Source organism: Phenylobacterium sp. (genome assembly GCF_035944335.1).
In the GTDB taxonomy this organism is placed as follows: Bacteria; Pseudomonadota; Alphaproteobacteria; order Caulobacterales; family Caulobacteraceae; genus Phenylobacterium.
The window spans coordinates 1-23,088 of record NZ_DASZBG010000074.1 but is presented as its reverse complement, the minus strand read 5'-3'; the positions used below and the strand labels follow the sequence as shown (position 1 = coordinate 23,088).

Annotated in this window: 18 protein-coding genes; 10 read left to right on the top strand and 8 right to left on the bottom strand. The window is 69.0% G+C overall.

What is annotated here, in order from left to right:
- Position 1 precedes the first annotated feature (1 nt).
- Positions 2 to 2,182: a M3 family metallopeptidase gene (locus VGT80_RS12465; protein WP_327456239.1), complete on the bottom strand. Its 2,181-nt coding sequence runs from the start codon at positions 2,180 to 2,182 to the stop codon at positions 2 to 4.
- A gap of 308 nt (positions 2,183 to 2,490) precedes the next feature.
- A complete protein-coding gene (locus tag VGT80_RS12460) occupies positions 2,491 to 4,398 on the bottom strand; it encodes a potassium transporter Kup (protein WP_327456237.1) in 1,908 nt (635 codons plus the stop codon).
- 172 nt (positions 4,399 to 4,570) lie between these two features.
- Between VGT80_RS12460 and VGT80_RS12455 the strand changes: the two genes are divergently transcribed.
- On the top strand, positions 4,571 to 6,112 hold the full coding sequence (locus VGT80_RS12455; protein ID WP_327456235.1) for a DUF4118 domain-containing protein: 1,542 nt from the start codon (positions 4,571 to 4,573) through the stop codon (positions 6,110 to 6,112).
- Positions 6,109 to 6,786: a response regulator transcription factor gene (locus tag VGT80_RS12450; RefSeq protein ID WP_327456233.1), complete on the top strand. Its 678-nt coding sequence runs from the start codon at positions 6,109 to 6,111 to the stop codon at positions 6,784 to 6,786. The genes VGT80_RS12455 and VGT80_RS12450 overlap by 4 nt, the downstream gene beginning before the upstream one ends.
- Before the next feature lie 13 nt (positions 6,787 to 6,799).
- Here the strand turns inward: VGT80_RS12450 and VGT80_RS12445 are convergent, their stop codons facing one another.
- Complete coding sequence (locus VGT80_RS12445) at positions 6,800 to 8,167, bottom strand: MFS transporter (protein ID WP_327456231.1); 1,368 nt, start codon at positions 8,165 to 8,167, stop codon at positions 6,800 to 6,802.
- A 104-nt stretch (positions 8,168 to 8,271) separates the two neighbouring features.
- Between VGT80_RS12445 and VGT80_RS12440 the strand changes: the two genes are divergently transcribed.
- Both VGT80_RS12440 and VGT80_RS12435 read left to right on the top strand, forming a co-directional pair.
- Positions 8,272 to 8,892 carry a glutathione S-transferase family protein gene (locus tag VGT80_RS12440; RefSeq protein WP_327456229.1) on the top strand — a complete coding sequence of 207 codons (621 nt, stop codon included), beginning with the start codon at positions 8,272 to 8,274 and terminating at the stop codon, positions 8,890 to 8,892.
- Positions 8,889 to 9,440, top strand: a complete 552-nt coding sequence (locus VGT80_RS12435) for a DUF1697 domain-containing protein (RefSeq protein WP_327456227.1) — start codon at positions 8,889 to 8,891, stop codon at positions 9,438 to 9,440. Before VGT80_RS12440 ends, VGT80_RS12435 begins: the two co-directional genes overlap by 4 nt.
- A gap of 161 nt (positions 9,441 to 9,601) precedes the next feature.
- Here the strand turns inward: VGT80_RS12435 and VGT80_RS12430 are convergent, their stop codons facing one another.
- Complete coding sequence (locus VGT80_RS12430; protein WP_327456226.1) at positions 9,602 to 10,441, bottom strand: hypothetical protein; 840 nt, start codon at positions 10,439 to 10,441, stop codon at positions 9,602 to 9,604.
- A gap of 295 nt (positions 10,442 to 10,736) precedes the next feature.
- On the opposite strand from VGT80_RS12430, the gene VGT80_RS12425 reads away from it, so the two are divergent.
- The 6 genes from VGT80_RS12425 to VGT80_RS12400 all read left to right on the top strand — a co-directional run bounded on the left by VGT80_RS12425 (position 10,737) and on the right by VGT80_RS12400 (position 17,935).
- The gene (locus VGT80_RS12425; RefSeq protein WP_327456224.1) at positions 10,737 to 12,257 is read left to right on the top strand and encodes a serine hydrolase domain-containing protein; all 1,521 of its coding nucleotides are present in this window, start codon (positions 10,737 to 10,739) and stop codon (positions 12,255 to 12,257) included.
- Between the two features lie 103 nt (positions 12,258 to 12,360).
- Entirely contained in the window at positions 12,361 to 13,368 is a 1,008-nt protein-coding gene (locus VGT80_RS12420; protein WP_327456222.1) for an aldo/keto reductase, read from the top strand.
- Between the two features lie 129 nt (positions 13,369 to 13,497).
- A complete protein-coding gene (locus VGT80_RS12415; RefSeq protein ID WP_327456220.1) occupies positions 13,498 to 14,493 on the top strand; it encodes a winged helix-turn-helix domain-containing protein in 996 nt (331 codons plus the stop codon).
- 101 nt (positions 14,494 to 14,594) lie between these two features.
- Positions 14,595 to 16,127 carry an MFS transporter gene (locus VGT80_RS12410; protein ID WP_327456218.1) on the top strand — a complete coding sequence of 511 codons (1,533 nt, stop codon included), beginning with the start codon at positions 14,595 to 14,597 and terminating at the stop codon, positions 16,125 to 16,127.
- A 56-nt stretch (positions 16,128 to 16,183) separates the two neighbouring features.
- Positions 16,184 to 17,512 (top strand): adenylosuccinate lyase, encoded by a 1,329-nt coding sequence (gene purB, locus VGT80_RS12405; protein WP_327456216.1) that lies wholly within the window; start codon positions 16,184 to 16,186, stop codon positions 17,510 to 17,512.
- 72 nt (positions 17,513 to 17,584) lie between these two features.
- Positions 17,585 to 17,935, top strand: coding sequence for an MmcQ/YjbR family DNA-binding protein (locus VGT80_RS12400; RefSeq protein ID WP_327456214.1), 351 nt, complete (start codon positions 17,585 to 17,587; stop codon positions 17,933 to 17,935).
- A gap of 31 nt (positions 17,936 to 17,966) precedes the next feature.
- On the opposite strand, the gene VGT80_RS12395 is transcribed toward VGT80_RS12400, so the two are convergent.
- The 4 genes from VGT80_RS12395 to VGT80_RS12380 form a co-directional block, all read right to left on the bottom strand.
- Positions 17,967 to 18,509, bottom strand: coding sequence for a hypothetical protein (locus tag VGT80_RS12395; protein ID WP_327456212.1), 543 nt, complete (start codon positions 18,507 to 18,509; stop codon positions 17,967 to 17,969).
- Positions 18,510 to 18,674: 165 nt separating this feature from the next.
- Entirely contained in the window at positions 18,675 to 18,953 is a 279-nt protein-coding gene (locus VGT80_RS12390; RefSeq protein WP_327456210.1) for a hypothetical protein, read from the bottom strand.
- Positions 18,954 to 19,000: 47 nt separating this feature from the next.
- On the bottom strand, positions 19,001 to 22,780 hold the full coding sequence (locus VGT80_RS12385) for an Eco57I restriction-modification methylase domain-containing protein (RefSeq protein ID WP_327456208.1): 3,780 nt from the start codon (positions 22,778 to 22,780) through the stop codon (positions 19,001 to 19,003).
- A 141-nt stretch (positions 22,781 to 22,921) separates the two neighbouring features.
- Positions 22,922 to 23,088: ATPase inhibitor subunit zeta (locus VGT80_RS12380; protein ID WP_327456241.1), on the bottom strand; the 167-nt coding region annotated here is incomplete at its 5' end.

Genomic DNA, 23,088 nt, shown 5'->3' with positions numbered 1-23,088 from the left:
CCTAGTCGTCGCCGGCCAGGCCGCGGTGCTTGATCATCGGGCCGATGTCGGGGTCCTTGCCGTAGAAGGCGCGGAACATCGGGCCATAGTCCAGGGTGTGGCCCTTCGACAGGATGAGCTGGCGGAAGCGCTCGCCATTGGCCCGCGTCAGCCCGCCATGCTGGGTGAACCAGTCGAAGCTGTCGTCGGCCAGCATCTGGGTCCAGGGATAGGCGTAGTAGCCGGCCGCATAGCCGTTGGCCCAGATGTGCAGGAAGTAGCTCGAGCGGTAGCGCGGCGGCACGTCGGCATAGTCGACGCCGCCGGCCTTCAGGGCCCTGGTCTCGAAGGCGTCGACGTCCTGCTTGGGCGCATCGGCGCCCAGCATGTGCCACTGCATGTCCATCTCGGCGGCCGCGATCAGCTCGCCCATCGTGTAGCCCTGGTTGAAGCTCGAGGCCTTCTTGATCTTGGCGACCAGCGCCTGCGGGATCGGCGCGCCGGTCTTGTAGTGGACCGCGTAGTGGTTCAGCACCTTCGGATCGAGCGCCCAGTTCTCGTTGAACTGCGAGGGGAATTCCACGAAGTCGCGCGCCACGTTGGTCCCCGACAGCGTCGGGTATTTCTGGCTGGCGAACAGCCCGTGCAGGCCGTGGCCGAACTCGTGGAACATGGTGGTCACGTCGTCGAAGCTGATCAGCGCCGGCTGGCCGGGCGCGGGCTTGGTGAAGTTGGCGACGTTGTAGATCACCGGCTTCGTGCCCAGCAGTTTCGACTGGCCCACGAGGTTGCTCATCCAGGCGCCGCCCGACTTGTTGTCGCGCTTGAAGTAGTCGAAGTACGCAAGGCCCAGGACCGTGCCGTCCTTGTCGTGCACCTCGAACACCTTCATGTCCGGGCTCCAGGTCGGCAGGTCGGTGCGCGGCTTGAAGGTGATCCCGTAGAGCTGGTTCGCGGCATAGAACAGGCCGTCGGTCAGCACCTTGTCGAGCAGGAAGTAGGGCTTCAGCTCCTCGTCGTTCAGGTCATACTTCGCCTTGCGGACCCGCTCGGAATAGCGCTCCCAGTCCCACGGCTTCAGCTTGAAGGTCTCGCCGCCGGCCTCGATCATCTTCTGGATCTCGGCGGCTTCGCGGGCCGACCGCGCGCCGGCCGCCGGCGCCAGCTTGCCGATGAAGGCCTGCACGGCCTCCGGCGTCTTGGCCATCTGGTTCTCGAGGACGTAGGCGGCGTAGTTCGGATAGCCGAACAGCTTGGCCTTCTCGGCGCGCAGCTGGGCCTCCTCGGCGACCAGGGCGCGGGTGTCGTTGGCGTCGCCCTTCTCGGCCCGCGTCCAGGAGTGGTTGAACAGCTCCTCGCGGACCGCCCGGTCGGAAAGGTCCTGCAGCAGCGGCTGCTGCGTCGTGTTCTGCAGCGGCAGCACCCACTTGCCGTCGAGGCCGCGCGCCTTGGCCGCCTGGGCCGCGGCGGCGACCTGGGCTTCGGAGAGGCCCGCGAGCTTGGACTTGTCGTCGGTGACATAGGCGCCGGCCTTGGCCGCGGCCACCAGCTTTTGCTGGAAGGAAGTCCCCAGGCTCGACAGCCGCTCGTTGATCGCCTTCAGCCGCGTCTGGTCGGCGCCCTTGAGCTTGGCGCCGGAATGGACGAACTCGTCATAGGTCACGGTGACCAGCTGCCGCGCCTCGGGGTCCTTCAGCGCCGCGCGGTGCTCATAGACCGCCTGCACCCGGGCGAAGAGCTTGGGGTTCAGGTAGATGGCGTCGTGGTGCGCGGCCAGCTTCGGCGAGGTCTCGGCGTCGATCTTGTCCAGCGCGTCATTGGTGTTGGCGCCGGTGAGCGCGGAGAACACGCTGGTCACGCGGTCCAGCAGTCGGCCCGAGCGCTCCATGGCCACGACGGTGTTCTCGAAGGTCGCCGGCGCGGGGTTGTTGGCGATCTTCTCGATCTCGGCCCGCTGCTGGGCCATGCCCGCATAGATCGCCGGCGCGAAGTCGCTGTCCTTGATCTTGTCGAACTGCGGGGCTTGCAGGAACAGCGGGCTGTCCTTGGCGAAGATCGATCCCGGCTGGCCGGCGGTGGTCATGGCGGCGTGGCTCCCGGTCTTGTGGGCGGCGGCTTTCTGGCCGGGGGCGGCCAGCGCCGAGCCGGCGGTCAGCGCGCAGGCGGCGACGCCCACGAACAGCGTGCGGAGGTGGCGATGCATGGTGCTTCCTTGTTGCGGCGCCTGGCCGGCGCTCCCTCTGTCCTGGGTTGCGCCTACCGCTACAGCATGTCCCGCCCCTGACAAGAGCCGAACGTGCAAGTTTTCCACCGGCGCCCGCCTGTCGACGCAAGATTCTCCCGATTTTGCCGGAGCCGTCGATTTGTCGTCGAATCGGCGGAACGAGCTTTCACGAACGACGTTCTTTCGGCACGCCGGCCTGGACACGACGCCCCCCCGAACCTGCCTCGCCGGCGCTTCCTCCAGCCCCCGATCCCCGCCAGGATCGGGGGCTTCCTATTTTGCGCGCCTCAGAACGCCACCTGCGTCCCCAGCTCCACCACCCGGCTGGGCGGGATCTGGAAGAAGTCGGCGGCGCGCTGGGCGTTGCGCATCAGGAACACGAACAGCAGGTCCTGCAGGTGGCCCGGGCCCACCGAGGGGCGCGGCAGCAGGGTGCGGCGGCTGACGAAGAAGCTGGTCCGCATGATGTCGAACTTCAGGCCCTTGGCGCGGGCCAGCGACAGGCCGAGCGCCACGTTCGGCCGCTCCATGAACCCGAAGCTCAGCGACAGCGCCTTGAAGCCCGGCCCCAGGTCCTGCACCTCCACCCGGTCGCTGTCGGCGACGCGCGGCTTGCGCACCACCTTCACCGTCAAGAGCACCACCTGCTCGTGCAGCACCTGGTTGTGCTTGAGGTTGTGCATCAGCGAGACCGGCACCTTGTCGGGATGCTGGGTCAGGAACACCGCCGTGCCGCGCGCCCGCATCGGCGGCCGGGCGGCCAGCATCGTCATGACCTCGGCCATGGTCAGGTCGCTCTCCTCGGCCTTGGCCAGCCGGTCCAGCCCCCGCGTCCAGGTCCACATGATCAGGATCAGGCCGCCGGCGATGGCCAGGGGCACATAGCCCCCGTGCATCACCTTCAGCAGGTTGGCCGCCAGGAACGCCCCCTCGACGATCAGGAACGGCGAGAAGATCAGCGCCGCCTGCCAGATCGGCCGCTTCTTCAGCCGGTGGATCGCCACCACCGCCAGCACCGAGGAGGTGATCATCGCCCCCACCACCGAGATGCCATAGGCGTCGGCCAGCGCATCCGACGAGCCGAAGCCGAGCACCAGGGCGGCGACGCCCACCATCAGGATCCAATTGATCTGCGGCACATAGATCTGCCCCGCATGCTCTTCCGAGGTCATCCGCAGCGTCATGCGCGGCAGCAAGCCGAGCTGCATGGCCTGCTGGGTGAGCGAGAAGGCGCCGGAGATCACCGCCTGGCTGGCGATCACCGTGGCCGCCGTCGCCAGGAGCACCAGCGGCAGCTGGAACCAGCTCGGCGCCATCAGGAAGAACGGATTCTCCGCCGCCGAGGCGTCGCCGAGGATCAGCGCGCCCTGGCCCAGGTAGTTCAGCGTCAGGCAGGGGAAGACCAGGAACAGCCAGGTCGCCTGGATCGGCTTGCGGCCGAAGTGGCCCATGTCGGCGTAGAGCGCCTCGGCCCCGGTCACGGTCAGGAACACCGAGCCCAGCACCGCCGGCGACAGCACCGGATGCCGTGCGAAGATTCCCACGCCCTCCAGCGGATCGAGCGCCATCAGGATCCTGGGCGCGTGGGTGATGGAGACCAGGCCCAGCACCGCGATGGTCGCGAACCACACCACGCAGATCGGCCCGAACCAGCGTCCGACGTCCGTCGTCCCGCGGCGCTGGAACATGAAGAGCCCGACCAGCACGCCGAGCGCGATGGGCACGACGAAAGGATCGATCCGACCGTTCAGCCCGTGGATCACCTTCAGGCCCTCCACCGCCGAGAGCACCGAAATTGCCGGCGTCAGCATGGCGTCGCCGAAGAACAGGCCCGCCCCCAGCATGCCGATGATCACGATAGCCCTGCCGCCGCGCCCCCCGGCCCGCTGCACCAGCGCCGTGAGCGACAGGGTCCCGCCCTCGCCGCGGTTGTCGAAGCGCAGCAGCACCAGCACGTATTTCACCGTGCAGATCACCATCAGGGTCCAGAACATCAGCGAGACCACGCCGATCACGTCGGCCGCCGGAATCGCCCCTCCGGCCCGTTTCAGATGCGCGATCGACTGCTTGAAGGCGTAGAGCGGGCTGGTGCCGATGTCGCCGTAGACGACGCCGGCCGAGGCCATCGCCAGCGCCAGGAAGGTCTTGATGGATTTGGCCGGTGGGTTGGCGGGTTCGGCCACGGTGGCGGTCATCGGAGGGCTGCGAGTCCCGGCTGCTGGGCCGCGGCTTCTCGCGCCGATCGGCATAAAAATCCCATGTGGTTGTTCGCCGCCGAAACGATCCGGACCTTGCGCCGCCGCATTCGAGCGCCTTTGTCTGCAGCTCGATGTTCGCGACCCTTCTCCTGAGGTCAGGGAGCGCGCCATGACGCCGATCCTCGCCGATCCCGCCGCTCGACCGGAGCGCGTGCCGCCGTGGGCCGCCTATGGCCTGTCGCTGGCGCTGGTCGCCCTGGCCACCCTCGCTGCAGTGATCGTCGCCCAGCTGGTCACCGTGCCCAACCTGTCGCTGGTCTTCGTGTTGCCGGTGCTGATCGCCGCCGTCAGCTTCGGCTGGCGCCCGGCCCTCGTCGCCGCCGTGACCGGGGTCTTCGCCTACAACTTCTTCCTGATCCCGCCGCTCTACACCCTGCGCGTGGCCGATCCGGCCAATGTCTGGGCGCTGATCCTGCTGACCATCGCGGTAGCCATCGTCAGCGCGGTGGCCGGCGAATCCCGCCGCCGGGCGCTGGCCGGCGACGCGGCGACCCAACAGGCCCAGGCCCTGCAGACGCTGGCCCGCGAGCTGGCCGGCGCCACCACCCGCCAGCGCATCGTCACCGCCGGCGCCGAGGCCCTGCACCAGCTCTTCGCAACCCCGGTCGTCATCCTGTGGCCGGGCCCCGAGGAGATGCAGGTGATGGCCGAGATCGGCGGCGCGCGCCTCACCGAGGCCGATCTGGAGGCCGCCCGCTGGGCGCTCGCCTCGCGCCTGCCGACCCGCGGCGGCGCCTATCCGGTGGAGGCCGCGGTCTTCGATTTCTGGCCGGTGGTGACGCCGCAGCGCACCCATGTGGCCATCGGCCTGGCCATCTCGGGCCGCGACCAGGGCCGGCCCGAGGCGCCGGAGCGGCTGGTCGACACCGTCGCCGGCTATCTCTCCGTCGCCCTCGACCGCGAGGAATACGCCCGCCAGCTCCTGGAAAGCCGCGTGCAGAAGGCCAGCGAACAGCTCAAGGCCGACCTGCTGGCCGCCGTCTCCCACGACCTCAAGACCCCGCTCTCGACCATCCTGGTCACCCTGCAAAGCCTCAGGAAGTTCGCCGGCCGCCGGCAGGACCGCGACGAACTCCTGGCCCTCGCCGAGACCGAGACCTCGCGCCTGACCGGCATGGTCGGCAACCTGCTGGACATGAACCGCCTCGAGGCCGGCGCCGTCCCCGTGCGGCCGGAGCCGACCTCGCCCGCCGCCCTGGTCGCCGAGGCCCTCAAGCGCAGCGCCGCGGCGCTGGCCGGCCACGCCCTGACCCACGAGGTCAAGGCCGCGCCCGCCCTCATGGTCGACCCCTCGCTGTTCGAGAGCGCGCTGGCCAATGTGCTGGAAAACGCCGGCAAATATTCGCCGCAAGGCGCGCCCGTGCATATCCGCGCGGGCTCTGAGGGTCCCGTCGGCTGGATCGAGGTGCTCGACGAGGGTCCGGGCTTCGGCGACCGGCCCGAGCTGCTGTTCGAGAAGTTCGCCCGCGGCGTGGCCGGCGACGGCCGCCCGCCGGGCACGGGCCTGGGTCTGGCCATCGCCAAGGGATTCCTGGAGGCCCAGGGCGGCCGCCTCGAGGCCGGCGCCCGGCGCGACGCGCAAGGCGCCGTCATGGGCGCCTGGGTCCGGCTGATCGCCCCGCTGGCCCAGGCCGCCACGGCCGCCGCATGAGCCCGACCGCCGATCCCGCCACCGTGCTGGTCGTCGAGGACGACCCCAGCCTCAACACCGCGCTGACGACCACCCTGCGGCTCGCCGGCTTCCGGCCGGTTGCGGCCCGCACGGCGGCCGAGGGCATGCGCTGGTTCGCCCACTATTCGCCCGACCTCGTCCTGCTCGACCTCGGCCTGCCGGACCGCGACGGCCTCACCGTCATCCGCGACATCCGCGAGCGCGGGACCACGCCGATCGTCGTGCTCTCCGCCCGCAACGGCGAGGCGATCAAGGTCGAGGCCCTCGACCTCGGCGCCGACGACTATGTGCAGAAGCCGTTCGGCGTGGAGGAGCTGCTGGCGCGCCTGCGCGCCGGCCTGCGCCACGGCGTCCAGGCTAGAGGCGCCGAGCCGGTGATCCACGCGGGCGACGTCACCATCGACTTCGGTCGGCGCGCGGTCGCCAAGCACGGCGCGGCCGTCAAGCTCTCGCCCAAGGAGTTCGACCTGCTCACGGAACTGGCCCTCAAGCTCGGCCGCACGGTGCGCCACAAGGACCTGCTTCGCGCCGTCTGGGGCGACGAGCGCGCCGAGATCCAGTACCTGCGCGTCTACATGGGCCAGCTGCGCCAGAAGCTCGGCGCCGAACGCATCGTCTCCGAAAGCGGCGTCGGCTACCGGCTCGAGAGCTAGCGACGCCCGCGGCCTAGCTCACCATCTCCTCGCGCACCCGGCCGCGCGCCAGCCAGAACAGCAGGGCCGAAACCGATCCGGCCGAAACCGTCAGGATGAGCGCCCAGCGCAGGCCCTCCGCCTTGCCCAGGTGGAAGCTGGTGTTGAGCACGTCGGCCAGGGCGCCGGTCGCCAGCGCGCCGAGCACCAGGCCGAGGAAGTTGATCACGAACAGCATGATCGAGGCGCTCATCGCCCGCATCTTCGGCGGCACCATGCCCTGGGCCGACGAATAGACCGGCCCGTACCAGAGCGAGCCCAGCAGGTTGGTGGCGGCGGTCAGCCAGATCGCCAGGCTCGCCGAGCTCGTGGTGTAGATCACCAGGCTGAAGGGCAGGGCGAGCAGCACCGAAATCGCCGGCACGGAGCCATAGACCCGAAGGTCGCGCTTGCCCCAGCGGTCGGCAAGCTGCCCGCCCAGCCAGGCGCCGAGCGTCCCCGCCCCGCCCGCGATCAGCCCCAGGGAAAGGCCCACGAAGGTCTGCGGCTTCATCCCGAACTGGTGCGCGAGGGCGGCGACGCCGGCGGTGTGGCTGCGATACAGGAAGGACGGGAAGAAGGTCGCCGCGGCATAGCCCAGGAACGAGCGTATCCCCGCCGCCCAGGCGAGATACCAGTACGCCTTCTTCTGGCGCAGGCAGTGGAAGGTCTCGCGGAAGGTCGCCATGCCGCCCTCGACCTGGGCGGCGGCGCGGGCGATCCTGCGGCGCGGCTCCTTCAGGGTGACGAGCGCCAGCACCGCCAGGGCGAAGCCCGGGACCGCGGCCACCAGGAAGGCTGTCCGCCAGCCGAAGGAGTCGGCCAGGAAGCCGCCGATGGCGAGGCCCAGGAGCGAGCCGATCGGGGTGCCCATGGCGTAGAAGGCCAGCGCCGAGGCCCGCTTTTCCTTGGGCGTATAGTCGGCGATCAGGGCGTGCGACGTGGGCGTGCAGCCCGCCTCGCCGACGCCCACGCCGGCCCGGGCCGCCACCAGCTGCCCGAAGTTCTGCGCCAGGCCGCAGACCGCGGTGAAGCCGCTCCAGGCGGCGAGGCATCCGGAGATGATCCAGACGCGGTTGCCGCGGTCCGCCGCCCGCGCCAGCGGGAAGCCCAGCAGGGTGTAGACCAGGCCGAAGGCGAAGCCCGAGAGCATCCCCACCTGCCAGTCCAGCAGGTGCAGGTCGTTCTTGATCGGCTCGGCCAGGATGTTGATCACCTGCCGATCGAGGAAGTTGACCACATAGATCAGCAGCAGCACCCACAGCGCATAGCGCCGGTAGGCGGCCGACACCGTCGGCTGCGCGGCGTGTTCGCCGGTCTCGTCGACCAGCGCCTCGCCGGTCGGCGCCGCGATTTCGGCCATCGCCCTGTCCTCCCCGGGACCGCTGTATTTTCCCTACCTTAGGCAGGCTTTCCGGACGCCGCCCAGTGCCATAAAGCGAAGGCCCAACCTGCCCGGAGCCCGCCATGGAACTCGTCATCGGCACCAAGACCTGGTCCACCTGGTCGCTGCGCCCCTGGCTGGTCGCCAGGCGCTCGGGCCTGGCCTTCACCGAGACCCTGATCCAACTGCGCCAGGAGGACGGCGCCTCCGAAGCCGCCATCCGCCTCCATTCGCCCTCCGGCCTGGTGCCGGTGCTGAAGGACGCCGACCTGACCATCTGGGACAGCCTGGCGATCTGCGAATACCTGGCGGAGAAGAGCCCCGGCCTATGGCCCGCCGACGCCGCTGCCCGCGCCCAGGCCCGCGCCGCGGCCGCCGAGATGCACTCCGGCTTCCAATCGCTGCGCGGCGAATGCCCCATGGACCTCGCCGCCCAGCCCCGCGTCGTCGAGCTGTCGGAGGCCACCCACAAGGACATCCGCCGCATCGTCGCCCTGTGGAGCGGGCTCCTCGGCCGCTACGGCGGGCCGTTCCTGGCCGGCCAATGGTCGATCGCCGACGCTTTTTTCACCCCGGTCGCCACACGCTTGCGCACCTATGGCGTCAGGCTGTCGGACTTCGGCGACGCAGGGCGGTGCGGCGAGTACGCCGAGCGCCTCTTGGAGACCCCGGAGTTCAAGGCCTGGGAGGCCGACGCAAGATGAGCGCCCGGGGGTCGGCCCGCCTTGCCGTCCTGCTACGCGCCGTCAACGTCGGCGGGACCGGCAAGCTGCCCATGGCCGATTTCAAGGCCGCGCTGACGGGCCTCGGCTACGAGGATCCCAAGACCCTCGGCGCCGCCGGCTCGGCGGTGATCGGAACCGCCGCCAAACCGGCCGCGGTGGAGGCCGCCATCGAAAAGGCGCTGAAATCCCGCTTCGGCCTGACCACCGAGGTCTTCGTCCGCACCCATGCCGAGCTCGCGGCCGTGCTGCGGGCCAACCCCTTCGCCGAGATGGCCCGGGCCAAGCCCGCCGGCCTGATCGTCTCCTTCCTGAAGGGCGATCCCAAGCCCGCCGACGTCGCCGCCCTGCGCGAGAAGATCGTCGGCCCCGAACAGGTCGAAGCCGGCCCGGCCTGCCTCTTCATCGCCTATGGCGCCGGCATGGGCACGTCCAAGCTCACCGGCCCGATCGTCCAGCGCGCCATAGGCCTCAGCGGAACGGGCCGCAACTGGAACACCGTTGGCAAGCTCGCGGAGCTGACAAAATAACGGAGCACGAATAAACGCGTGTCATCCCGGTTTCGCCACAGGCGAAGACCGGGACCCCCATCGCCAGATCTCAGGGTCGGCCCGCAGCCTCGACGCCGCACTCGTCCTGCATCATCGACGCCGTGGGTCCCGGTCTTGGCTTCGCCAAACCGAGATGACAGCTAGGATGGCTCCGCCCACTTCGGCGACGACACCTTCATCCATCGCGTCATGTGCCGCATCTCCGCGACCACCTGTCCGTCCTCGTCGCTCAGTTCGGAATCGAACCAGGCGAACTCGGTCTTGGGGCTCGCGCCCACGCTGACCACCCGCGCGGTCTTGCGATAAGGAACCCCCGTCCGCACCGGCCCCGCCCGCCAGCGGATCTCCGTCGCCCCGAAGAAGCCCACCGCGTCGGTCACCGTCACGCCGGGGCTATAGGGCTGCAGGGCGCGGTAGACCTCCTGCGGGTCGCGCAGCACGCCGTCGGGATCGGCGCCCTCCTTCACCAGGAAGCCGTCCTTCTCCACGGTCACCAGGCCCGGGGTCATGGCGGCCAGGATGCGGATCTCCTCGCGCGGGGCCTCCACTAGCGGCAGGCCGCGCACATAGCCCGGCTCGGCCGGCGCCCCGCAGGCCACCGTCCCCTTGGCCACGACCTTGCCGTCCGGCGTCTCGATCCGCGCCACGAGCTGGCGGTCCTCCAGCGGAGCCTCACCCGCCTCCCCCACCGGCCGCTCGATCAGCGCGCGCACCTCTTCGCCGTCCAGGGTGGCGAAGGTGTAGAACATCGAGATCTCGCCCCGCGCCAGCCACCGCGCGCCGAACAGCTCGGTCAGAAGCGGCGCGAAGTGCGACAGGTGCACGGTGCCCGGGATCGTCCCGCCGCGCATGCCGATCTTCTTGGCCACGGCGTCGGTGTGGATCGAGTTGTCCGCCCCCTGCCACCGATTGCGCGGCCGCACCCACGCCCCCACCAGCGGCTCCGCCACAGGGCTCGCGCTCAAGGTCTCGCTCGCCATGACCCATCCTCCCATCATCGCCGGCGCATCTGCAGGCGCCGCTGCCCAGAGACTACGCCCATCCTCCCCCAGCGCGAAGCGCGGCGAGGTCACCCGGCCGGATCGGAAGACGGCGCCTTGTCCGAGAGCCAGGCGGCCAGCGCGCGCTCATCCTTGCCCCAGGAGGTCGCGGCAGAGGACGGCATACTGGGTCCGCGCCTCCATCACGGGGGCGAGCAGGCTAGGCAGCTGTCCCGGGCGATGTAGTCTGCGGAGACAGCGCGCCGCGACCTGGCGGTGCGGTTGGGGGATGACCATGCTGAAGACGATGGGCCGCGCCGGCGCGGCGCTGCTGAGCCTGCTCGCCGCCGCGGGACCGGCGTTGTCACAGGGCGCGCCTGCCCGCGATCCGAAGGACGCCGCCGGCCAGGCCGAGGCGCTGCGCCTGACCGACGCCTGGCTGGACAGCGTCCAGGCCTACCAACACATCCCGGCGATCTCCGCCGCTGTGGTGGCCGACGAACAACTGATCTGGGCCAAGGGCTACGGGACCCTCGATGCGACGCACAAGGTCCCGGCGACGCCCGAGACCATCTATTCGATCTGCTCGATCTCCAAGCTGTTCACCTCGGTGGCGCTGATGCAGCTCTACGAAGGCGGGCAGGTGCGGCTCGACGAGCCGGTGACGACCTACCTGCCGTGGGCGAAGCTCAAGCCGCTGGCCGGCGACAGCGGGCCGATTGCCCTGCGCGGGCTGCTGAGCCATTCGTCGGGCCTGCCGCGCGAATCCAGCTTCCCCTATTGGAGCGGGCCGAGCTTCACCTTCCCGACACGCGTGCAGGTGCGCGCGGCCATCGCGCAACAGGCGCCCTACTATCCGGCGTCGCGCTACTTCCAGTACAGCAACCTCGGCCTGACGCTGGTGGGCGAGACGGTGGAGGCGGTGTCCGGCCAGCCCTACGCGACCTATGTCCAGGGCCACGTGCTGGGCCCGTTGAAGCTCGCCGACACGCGGACCTTCATGCCGATGACGCTCTACGGGACGCGGCTCGCCGTCGGCTACGGCGCCCTGAAGCGCGACGGCTCGCGCGACCTGCTGCCGCCGTTCGAGACGCGCGGCCTCACCCCGGCCGCCGGCTACACCTCGACCGTGAAGGACCTTGCCTCGTTCGCCGCCTGGCAGTTCCGCCTGTTGCGGACCGAGACCCCGGAGGTGCTGAAGGCCTCGACCCTGCGGGAGATGCAGCGGGTGCAGTTCGTCGATCCCGACTGGGAGGTCAGTCGTGGCCTGGGCTTCAGCGTGAAGCACAAGGACGACCACACCTACGTCGGGCATGGCGGCGCCTGCCCCGGCTACAAGAGCGCCCTGACGATGGAGCCTGCCACCGGCCGCGCGGTGATCCTGATGGACAACGCCGCGGAGGACCCCGGCGATTGGGCGCTCGCGGTCTTCGCCCTTCTGGACAAGCGCAAGGCCTATGAGTTCAAGGCCCCGGCGCCAGCGGCCGGCGTCGACCTGGAGGCGTACGCCGGCCGCTATGCCGAGCAGCCGTGGGATTCGGAGTCGGTGATCGTCCCGTGGGCCGGCGGCCTCGCCTACTTGACGCTGCCGGCGACCGATCCGGCCGAGGGGGTGGCGATCCTCAAGCCGAAGGGCGGCGATCTGTTCCGGCGGGTGCGGAAGGACGGCAGCGAGGCCGAGGCGTTCCAGTTCGTGCGCGACGCCTCGGGCAAGGTCGTCCGCTTCGTCCACGACAGCAATCCCAGCGAGCGGCTGCCGGCGGACGGGGTGGGCCGCAAGGTGGCAGACCCCGCTGCAGGTCGGCCGGCCTCCTAGGGCTCCCCGCCGCGCGGGGCCGCCTCATTGGGGTCCCCTCCCGGCGCGGACTTGACGTGGGCGCCGCCGCCCCGTCATTCCGGGACCTCGAAGGGAGCACGCCATGCCAACGCGCCGGATCGGTCCGTTCGAGGTCTCGGCCATCGGGCTTGGCTGCATGAGCCTCTCGCACGCCTACGGCTCGCCCCCGCCGCGCGAGCGGGCCGAGGCCGTGCTGCTGGGCGCGCTCGACGCCGGCTACACCTTCTTCGACACCGCCGCCGTCTACGGCCTTGGCCACAACGAGACGCTGGTGGGCGAGGTCCTGGGGCCGCATCGCGACCGTTTCGTGCTGGCCTCGAAGTGTGGAATCACCGACGCCGCGGGCGTTCAGCGCGGCATCGATGGGCGGCCCGAGACGCTGAAGGCCCTGTGCGAGGTGAGCCTGCGGCGCCTGCAGACCGACGTCATCGACATCTACTACCTGCACCGTTGGGACAGGCGCGTGCCGATCGAGGACAGCGTGGGCGCCCTGGCCGACCTGGTCAGGGCCGGTAAGATCCGGGCGATCGGCCTCTCCGAGGTTTCGGCTGCGACGCTCAGGCGGGCGCACGCCACCCACCCGATCACAGCCCTGCAGACGGAATATTCGCCCTGGACCCGCAATCCCGAGATCGCGGTGCTCGACGCCTGCCGCGAGCTGGGCGTCGGCTTCGTCGCCTTCTCGCCCGTGGGCCGCGGCTTCCTGGCCGGCGCCGCCCACGACCCGTCCAGGCTGGAGGACAGCGACTTCCGCAAGACCATGCCCCGTTGGCAAGGCGCCGCCCTGGAGCAGAACCTCCAGCTCTACGCCCGGTTCAAGGCGATCGCCGACGAGGCGGGCTGCACGCCGGCGCAGCTGTGCCTGGCCTGGCTGCTGGCCAGGGATCCGATCATCGTGCCGATCCCCGGCACCACGAATCCGGACCACATGCGCGAAGACGCCGCGGCCGCCGAGGTCGCCTTGTCGCCCGAGCTGGCCGCCCGGGTCGACGCCGTGGTGAACGGCCAGACGGTGACGGGCTCGCGCTATCCGCCCGCCCTGCAGGCCTCGGTGGATACCGAGCTGATGCCGACCGAGGCCGCCGCATAAAGCCGCCGCTCAAGCTGCCCGCCCCGGCTGCGTGAGCCTTGGCGAGAGCGGCGGACACCACCGCATCCACCGAGAGCAAAATGAGAACGTTCCGGGCGCGGGCGCGAGAACGACGAGCCGGAATCCAGCTTGATCTTGCCCCCACTCGATTCCCCCGTCACCCTGCCCCCGATGGAGGCGTCGCATCCCTTTCCGGCGGCCGGCGTGGGCCAGAACCCGCCGTGGTGGCGGATCGGGCGCGCCTCGATCGGCTTCCTCCTGGACATCATGGGCATGGCCCGCGGGCCCACCGACATCGTCGATCCCCTGATCCTGTCGGTGGTGCTGCAGGCCAACATCGCCCCTATCAGCCAGGACCTCGAGCTCTCCGCCCGCTACGCGACGCTGGACGACACGCCCCCGGACGACCTGCGCCGGCCGGTGTCGATCAACGCCGTCGCAGCCTCCCTGCAGCTGCCCTACGAGACGGTGCGCCGCCGCTGCGCCCGGTTCATCGAGGCCGGCGCCCTGATCGCCACGCGGCGCGGACTGGTGCTGCCCGGCGAGATGGTCAACAACCCCTTCTACCTCGCCACCGCGACCGCGCGGTACGAGCGGCTGCGCGCCTTCTATTTCGAGCTGCGCGCGCTTGGCGTGTTCGAGACGGCGCCGCGGCCCAACGACGTGCCCACCTATCGGGCCGCGCCGATCCGCGCCGCCAACCGGCTGATCAGCGACTATGTGCTGCGGGTGGTCGAGACGGTGATGCGCGGCGTCGGCGATCCGATGTCGGGCCTGATCCTCTTGGAGATGGGCCGCGCCAACGCCGCCTCGCTCGACCCCATCGACCTTCAGGTGGAGGGCCCGATCCCCGACAGCCGCCGCGCGCCGATCTCCATGCTGGAGCTGTCGCGCCGCGTCGGCCTGCCGGCCGAGACCGTGCGCCGCCACGTCAACAAGCTTGAGGCCGGCGGCTTCTGCCGCGCGGTGAAGGGCGGGCGCCTGGCCTCGGTGGAGAAGCTGATGCGCGGCGATCCGGAGAGCGGCGGCGGCCTGGCGGAGAACCTGCAGAACCTGCAGCGCCTGTTCGCCCGCAGCGCCACCTTGGGGATCATCGCCCACTGGGAAGCCGAAGCCGCGGCCTGAGGCCCCCGCCTCAAGACCGGGGCGCCGCTTTCCCCTTCCCACGCTCGCCCCGGCCCGGCTAACGTCGCGGGCAAATCACAAGGGTTGGGGAAACTCCGGACATGGCGAGCACAACGAGCACGGCCGCGCGCGGCGCGGGCGCCACGGCCCGCCCGGACTATTCCGAGGGCTACAAGACGCTCGTCCTGGTGCTGCTGGTCGTCGCCTACACCTTCAACTTCATCGACCGCACGATCATCGCCACCATCGGGCAGAAGATCAAAGAGGACCTGAAGATCACCGACACCCAGCTGGGCATGCTGGGCGGGCTGTTCTTCGCCCTGCTCTACACCTTCCTGGGCATCCCCCTGGCGCGGCTGGCCGAGCGGGTCAGCCGGGTCAACATCATCGCCGTCTCCATCGTCATCTGGTCGGCCTTCACCGCCCTGTGCGGCACGGCGGCGAGCTTCACGACGCTGGCGCTCTACCGGTTCGGCGTCGGCGTCGGCGAGGCGGGCCTGTCGCCGCCGGCCCACAGCCTGATCAGCGACTACTACGCGCCCAAGCGCCGCGCCTCGGCGCTGGCCATCTACTCCTTCGGCATCCCCCTGGGCTCGATGCTGGGCGCGGTGATCGGCGGCCAGCTGGTGCAGCACTTCGACTGGCGCACGGCCTTCATGGTGGTGGGCATCCCCGGCCTCCTGGTGGCCATCGCCATCAAGCTCCTGATCAAGGAGCCGCCGCGCGGCCACTCCGAGCCCGTGGCCAGGCCCGGCCTCGCCGAGGACGTGGTGGTCGACGAGCCGGCCAAGCCGCCGGCCACCCTGGCTACCGAGCTGCGCGAGATGGGCGCGGTGGTCGCCACCCTGTTCGGCAAGTGGCCGGTGTTGCACATGGTCATGGGCGTGACGCTCGTCTCCATGGGCGGCTATGGCGCGGGCCAGTTCGTGCCGCCCTACTTCCGGCGCGCCTTCGGCCTCGACTACGGCACGATCGGGCTGATCGTCGGCCTGGCCGCGGGCATCGGCCAGGGGATCGGCACGCTCTCCGGCGGCTTCCTCACCGACCGCCTGGCCAAGGCCGGCGCCCGCTGGTACGCGCTGGTCCCGGCCATCGGCATCACCATCGCCTATCCGATCATCTGGGCGGTCTACACCTCGGCCTCCTGGCAGATGGCCGCGGCCCTCATCGTCCTGCCGGGCATCTTCTCCTACACCTACCTGGGCCCCACGTTCGGCGTGGTGCAGAACATGGTCCCGACGCGCCGGCGGGCCACCGCCACGGCGATCCTCTTCTTCTTCCTCAACCTGATCGGCCTGGGCGGCGGGCCGATGCTGACCGGCTGGGTGATCGACCACTTCGCGGCCTTCCACTACGCCCATCCCGCGGCCCCCGGCTTCGCCGACGCCCTGGGCGGGTTCTTCGCCGCCCACCCGGCGGACTTCCAGGCGGCGTGCCCGGGCGGCATCGCGCCCAAGACCGCCGGCGCTGCGGCGGCCGCCGCCTGCAACGGCGCCCTGGTGCTGGCCACCCGCCAGGGCATCCTGATCGCCTATGCGCTCGGCCTGTGGGCCGCCGCCCACTACCTCATGGCCTCCTTCGGCCTCAAGGAGGCCATGGCCAAGGCCCGCGCCGACCGCGGCGAGGCGGACTGAGCCCGCGCCGGCCGTAGCGTTGACTTTCGTCGCGGCCGGGGACACACCCGGCCGCGATGATCCCGCGCTATGCCCGGCCTGAAGCCGCCGCGATCTGGAGCCCCCAGACGCGCTTCTCCATCATGTTCGCCATCGAGGCCCACGCCGCCACCGCCATGGCCGATCTCGGCGTGATCCCCAAGGCGGCGGCGCAGACCATCTGGGCCAAGGGCAAGGACGCTGTCTGGGACGCCGATCGCATCGACGAGATCGAGCGCGAGGTGAAGCACGACGTCATCGCCTTCCTGACCCACGTCACCGAGATCGTCGGGCCCGAGGCGCGCTTCCTGCACCAGGGGATGACCAGCTCCGACGTCAACGACACCACGCTGGCCGTCCAGCTCACGCGGGCCACCGACCTGCTGCTGGAGGACGTCGACCTGGTGCTGGCCGCCCTGAAGCGCCGCGCCTTCGAGCACCGCCTCACCCCCACCGTCGGGCGCAGCCACGGCATCCACGCCGAGCCCACCACCTTCGGCCTCAAGCTCGCCGGCCACTACGCCGAGTTCCAGCGCGCCAAGGAGCGGCTGGCCATGGCGAGGTTCGAGATCGCAACATGTGCGGTCTCCGGCGCCGTCGGCACCTTCGCCAACGTCGCCCCGGAGGTGGAGGCCTATGTGGCCCGCGAGCTGGGCCTGGCCGTCGAGCCGGTCTCCACCCAGGTGATCCCGCGCGATCGCCACGCGGCCTATTTCGCCGCGCTGGGCGTCGTCGCCTCCTCCATCGAGCGGCTGGCCGTCGAGATCCGCCACCTGCAGCGCACCGAGGTGCTGGAGGCCGAGGAGCCCTTCGATCCGGGCCAGAAGGGCTCGAGCGCCATGCCGCACAAGCGGAACCCGATCCTGACGGAGAACCTCACCGGCCTGGCGCGGCTGGTGCGCTCGGCGGTGATCCCGGCCATGGAGAACGTGGCCCTGTGGCACGAGCGCGACATCAGCCATTCCAGCGTCGAGCGCGGCATCGCTCCGGACGCCACCGTCCACCTGGACTTCGCCCTGCGGCGCCTGGCGAGCGTGGTCGACCGGCTGGTGGTCTATCCTGAGACCATGGCCAGGAACCTCGACCGGCTGGGCGGCCTCGTCCATTCCCAGCGGGTGCTGCTGGCGCTGACGCAGAAGGGCCTGAGCCGCGAGGCGAGTTATGCGGCCGTGCAGCGCAACGCCATGAAGGTCTGGCGCGGCGAGGGCGATTTCCTGGGCTTCCTCAAGGCCGACCCGGAGGTGACGCTCTCCGACGCCGAGCTCGGCGAGCTGTTCGACCTCGGCTACCACTTCAAGGCGGTGGACCGGGTGTTCGCGCGCGTGTTCGGCGAGGATGCGGCTCCGGCGGCGAAAGCGGCGGAGTAGAGGCGGGCTTCGGCCGGTTACATGTCTCGCCCAGGTGAAGCCGCCGCGGATTCGCCCTAAGCTCCCCCAGCCATGGCCACCCTCGACGATCTTCGCCGCCTCAGCCTGGCCCTGCCGGGCGCCCACGAGGTCACCTACAAGGGCGACCCCTGGTTCAACGTGGGCCGCAAGACCTTCGCCCTGCAGGTGCGCGGCCGCGCGATCCTGAAGCTCGACAAGGGCCATCAGGAGCTGCTGTTCGAGGTGCGCCCCGACACCTTCGCCAAGTGCCCGGTCGCCACCCTCTATTGGAGCTATGTCGAGCTCAGCCATCTCGACGAAGCCGAGCTGGCCGAGCTGGTGCTGGAAGCCTGGTCCCAGATCGTCCCGAAGAAGGTCAGCCGCCCGGTGATCGAGGCCGCCCGGCTCGGCCTGGACGGCTGACGCCGCCGCCTCGGCCGGGGGATCCCGCGGGCTAGGAGCTGTCCGGCGCCCAGCCGCCGCCGGGCGCCTGGACGAGCTTCGGCCGCTCGTCGGCGGCCGGCCTGGCGGGCTTCGGCTCGAGGCCGAGGTCCTTGCAGATCGCCGCGGCGAGGCCCTCGACCCCGCCGGCTTCGAAATCGTGGCAGGCCACATAGAGCTCGAGATGCTCATCGAGGTCGGTCAAGAGGTCGTCCACCGCGTCCAGCGTCTCGCAGGCCTCCATGGCCACCTGGCCCACCGCCTGGCGGACGCTGGCCTTGCGCGCCTCGGCCTCGGCGCCGCGGGCCTTCTCGGCGTGGGCCGCGTCGGCGCGCGCCTCGGCGCGCGCATCGCGGGCCAGCTTGGCCTCCATCAGCAGCGTCTGGCGCACCGAGCGCGACACCCGCTGCAGCGCCAGCGCCAGGTCGCGCGCCGCCTCATCGCTCTGCGCGACGACGAGCCGCCCATGCAGGATCTCTGCGGCGCTGAGATTGATCTCAGCCAGCCGCCCCAGCATGCGGCCCTGCCGCTCGGTCATGGGGTCGGAAGCGACCATGAACAAAAGTAGAACATGGAATGCGCGGGATGGCAGATGCGACCGGAGGTCGCGGTCCCGCTATGACGCGAAAGGGAAACTCTGAATGCCACGCCGCCGCGGTCGACGGACTGAGTCCCGGTCTCCGGCTTTCCGCTAACCGCAAGTCCGACTCCGCGCCGGCGATCAGCTCATTAACGCCCTCAATCGCGCCAAATGCTCGGCGAATGCGTCGCACATCTCCTGGCGTTCACCCTCAGGCAGGGCTTGGGCTATCTGGGGAAAGAGTATTTCCCAAGTGCGGGTCTGTGGTGGGCTCCAGGGGAGTGCTTCGGCCATTTCGATGGTGCGAAGCAGCAGGCCAAGGTGCTTACGCGCGAAATCAGGGTCCGGCGGCAACGGCTCGGCCGCGCTGGGCTTAGGCGCATTAAAGAGATTGAGCTGGTGGGCGGGGGTGCGAGTCATGATTCGAGGATGCTTAACCTGCGCCGGATTGAGCCCCGATTCGGTGGTCAGGTGCGGCGAACGCGATCCTTTTCCACAAGAAGCCGCTCCTCCGGTGTCAGGCCGTAGAGGTCGAACAAGTGGTCGTCCATTTCTCGCTCGGCCTGTTCGATGGCAGCGCTCTCCCGCGCCAGCGCTTCCACCCGCTCTACGAACTGTGAGACCGCCGCGCTTTCCGCGTCCAAAGGCGGGCGGCGCAGGGTTTTCACGAGATCCTCGGCTTCGCTCCATTCGCGGCTGAGCAGGAGCCAACGCCAGTAGGCGCAGACGACGCGCCCCTCGGCCTGATCGATATAGATGTTGCCGAGTACGGGAGACCCGCCGCAGAGAAGCTTGAGCTCTCCGTCATCGAACGTCGCTTCCAGCGGGTCGCCCGTGGCGAGCCGAGCTTGCAAGGCTTCGAGACGTTGCTCTATCGCCTCATCCAATTGCGCTCGCGACCAAGCGCGGCGGTCCGATCTTGACCTTAGTCCGCGAGGTGCCCGCTCCTCTAGGTCTGAAACCTCAGGCAGCGTAGGCCACAGCCACCGCTCGTCGCGCTGCCGTCTGGCAAGCGTGCCGAGCCGATCCTCGCACGCGGCTTTCAAATCGCGCCGTCGCGTTCGACTTCCCTGTATGGCCCGCGCGCGCTGAGCCACATCCGCAGCCGTTTCCGCCGAAGCAGGAGGGATGGGAAGCGGCGCGATGAATTGACGGTTGGCCTCAAACCAGCCGCCCTGCTTCGGCTTGCTGATCCGGCGAAACACGTAGTCTGCAACCGGGCCGTTGAGCACAGCCAAGAGATAGAATTGATCAACGCCGGGCGCAGGGAGAATGCCGTTAACACGCACATTGTTGAGGTACTTGTCCCCGACCGTGTCCGCGCAAACACGCATCGACGGAACCGTCTGCGCAACAATCAGCTTCGGGCCGTCCTGCTTGTCGAGGTTTTGATTCCGACCAAAGCGCCACCAAGCCGCGTCGTCGAACGCTCCGCGCTCTCGCGCGCGCAAATCGGCCTCCCACCTCTGAAGGTGGGCCCAGGCTCTTGGATACCGGTCGCTGAGTGCTGCCTCAGTGCACAATTGCACCTCGCCCCGGTCATCGCGCATGTAGGGAAACAAGAGCCATGTATCGGTTTCGGGCTCTTCGTAGCGCTTGGCTTCCGGACCGGAGACGAGCGGCCTCATCAGCTCATCCTCGATTTCCACTTCGTGTGGAGCAGCACCTCTGCGGGTGCGGGGGTTGGGCTCGCACCAGTAGCGCCCATGACCGATGCGCCGCAGATGATAGAGATCGTCGGCGCTTGTGATCAGGCCCTGAAAGACCGCACTGGTCACGTTGGCCGAGCCGAGGTGATTGCACGTCGCTGCCATCCGCTCGATGAAGGCCCGCTCACGACCGGTCGCCATCAACCATTCACCGCGTTCGGAGAGCCCCGACCAGGGCAGGAGCAGCCCAGAATCGCTCCAGTCGGCCGCCGCGGCCTGACCTTCCCCCTCGGGAGCGGGCGCTACGCGCACACCCTCGGTCGGTTCTCTGCTGAAAACCTGGAGGGCGGTGTAGACGGTGACATCCTGAAAGACCTGATAGGACTTGAAATCCACCCACCTCTCCAGATGGCGGCCCTCGCGCACGATGCGGCGCAAGCCTTCACCGTACTGGTTGATCGGCCACATGTTCGGCGCGATGAACCCCATCCTCCCGCCGGGCCCGAGCTGGCGAAGACCCTTTTCGATGAAGGGCAGGTAGAGATCGAAATTCGCGGTCTGCGCGCTTTGATAAGTGTCCTCCCCTCGTGAGGCCATCAGGTATGCGGCGACTTCTGGGGCTGCCGCCTCTAAATGCTGGCGCTTCACATAGGGCGGGTTGCCGAGGACGATGTCGAAACCACCGTTCGCGCGCCCTGAGTGCACTTCGGGGAAAGCAGCCATCCAGTCGAACGCGCGGACGCTATCTCTCAGATCGGGATCATCCGTCCGTCCCTGCCAGAAATCGGGCCCCACGAGGCTGTTGCCGCACCGAATGGTGTGATCCAGGGAAGAGAGCGGGGAATCGGCGCGCGCTGAGTGTAGCCACAAGGCCAGCTTGGCGATCTCGACCGAGGCCGGATTGAGGTCAACTCCATAGATGTTGTTCTCTAGGATTTCCCCAATGAGCGGCGGCTCCTCCACCACTTCTGGTAGTGCCTCGCCCGCGCGGATCCGTGCGATCTGGCGCGCAAGCGCCACACGTTCGTCCAGCAGACGGCGGAAGGCGGAGATAAGGAACGCGCCGGAGCCGCAGGCCGGGTCCACGATGCGGATGCGCCTCAGCCGATCCTCGTAGCTGAGGAGGGCGTCGAGCGTCGGCGGATTGGCAGACTCCTCGGGCGGAAGACCGGCGTCACCCCGAGCCGCGGCGAACCACGGATCGAGAGTGAACTTGACGAGCAGGTTCACCGCCCATTCTGGAGTGTAGTAGACGCCGTTCCGCTTGCGTTCCGAGAGAGCGACAACGGTGTCCCGCTCTTCGAGCTCGCCCTGTCGATATTCCAGCTCAGTGATCGATTGTTCGAAGATGCGCCCCAGCGTGTAGAGACTTAGGCTTTCGCGCGCATCTCCTCGCGACGCGTAGTTGTAGCGGGCGCAGAGGTAGAGCAGCGTGTCCTTATCGCGTTCTAGCGTTGCATCGTTGGCACCCTGCCCCGCGGCGGCGAAGACGTGGTTCGGCAGCTCGAGAGCTTCGATTTCGGGATCAGGTGCGAATAGGCCGCCATTGATGTGCGGCACGCGAAGGAACCCAAGCGGACCACCTGTGTCCATGAGGCGGAACAGGCGACGGAAATAGGCCCAGAGCTGATCACCCTCCGGCTCGTAGTCGATCTCAATGCTGCGGGACTTGAGTCGATCGCGAATAAGCTGGGGCGGGAAGGCCATGCGGCCGCCCATGTCCTCGCAGTAGAAGGCGAAGATGAAGCGGTCGAGCAGCTTCTGAGTTAGCCGCAGCAGTTCGGTTCTTCGATCCGCAAACCCGCGATTGGAGACCAGCAGCACATTGAAGAGCCTTTCGCGTAGGCTCTTGTAGTGTTCGTAGAACTCGCCCTCTAAGCGCCGCTCCCTGACCCACTGCCGTTCGATCAGACGTAGAAGGGCCGGCTTGCCACCCTGAGAAAGCAACTGGTCGCAGTGGAACAAGCGCTGGAAAAGAAAGCGGTCGAAGCGCGCCTCGTCGCTTTCTGTCAGAAGGTCCCAAGCACCGTCGAAGAGGTCACCCGCGCTCCGCAGGACGAACCGCAAGTACTGTTGCGGCATGCGGTCCCACCAATACAGGCGAAACTCGTTCATGTCGGTAACCACGCCCCACCAAGGCTGAACCGGCTCGTTCCCGAACAGCCCCTTGCGAGCCCCGCGGATATAGTCCTGACACTGTTTCACCGGAGATCGGTTGTTGCCCTTGCGGTTCTGCGGGGCGTCCAGACCTGATCGGACATCTTTGAACTCACAGAGGACCTGGGGGACGGCTCGCGGATTGTCCCCGAAGAAGCCCATGGCCGCGTCGGCCTCGCCCATGCCGCCACCGGCGCCGGCGCCGGCGATGCGGAGCTTCGGGTGGAGGGTCACGTGCTCGCGCGAGGCACGCCCGGAATCGCGATAGCCCCAGGTGTCCACCAGGAATGTCTGCGTAAATGCGCCCTCGTCCGCGACTTCATTCCGCTGACGCCGGTTCGCCCATTCGCGAAGGCGCGTAAGTAGAGGCAGGTCGTCGCCGCTATCGACCCAAGCCTTGTACTCAAGGTCTAATTCCGCCCGTAAGAAGGCGCGGGTCACGAAAGCACGGCTATCGTCAAACATAGGGTGGAGAGGGCCAGTGAAGCGCCGCCGTCGTCAAGCTTGGCGGCTTCAAGGTTCTGCCTGGGTCCCGGCTTTCGCCGGGATGAGCGGGGAAGGTGGGGCCGTTCGGGAAAGGCCCTATTTCTTGCCCTTCGCCTCTTCCCGGGCCTGGGCCATGAACTCGGCCATCTTCATGCGGACGTCGCCTTCGGTGACGGCGACGCCGGAGCCCTTGAGGTCTTCGAAGACCTTGCGCAGCACGTCGTCGTCGGCGGGGTGGTCGACCTCGGACTTGACGACCGCCT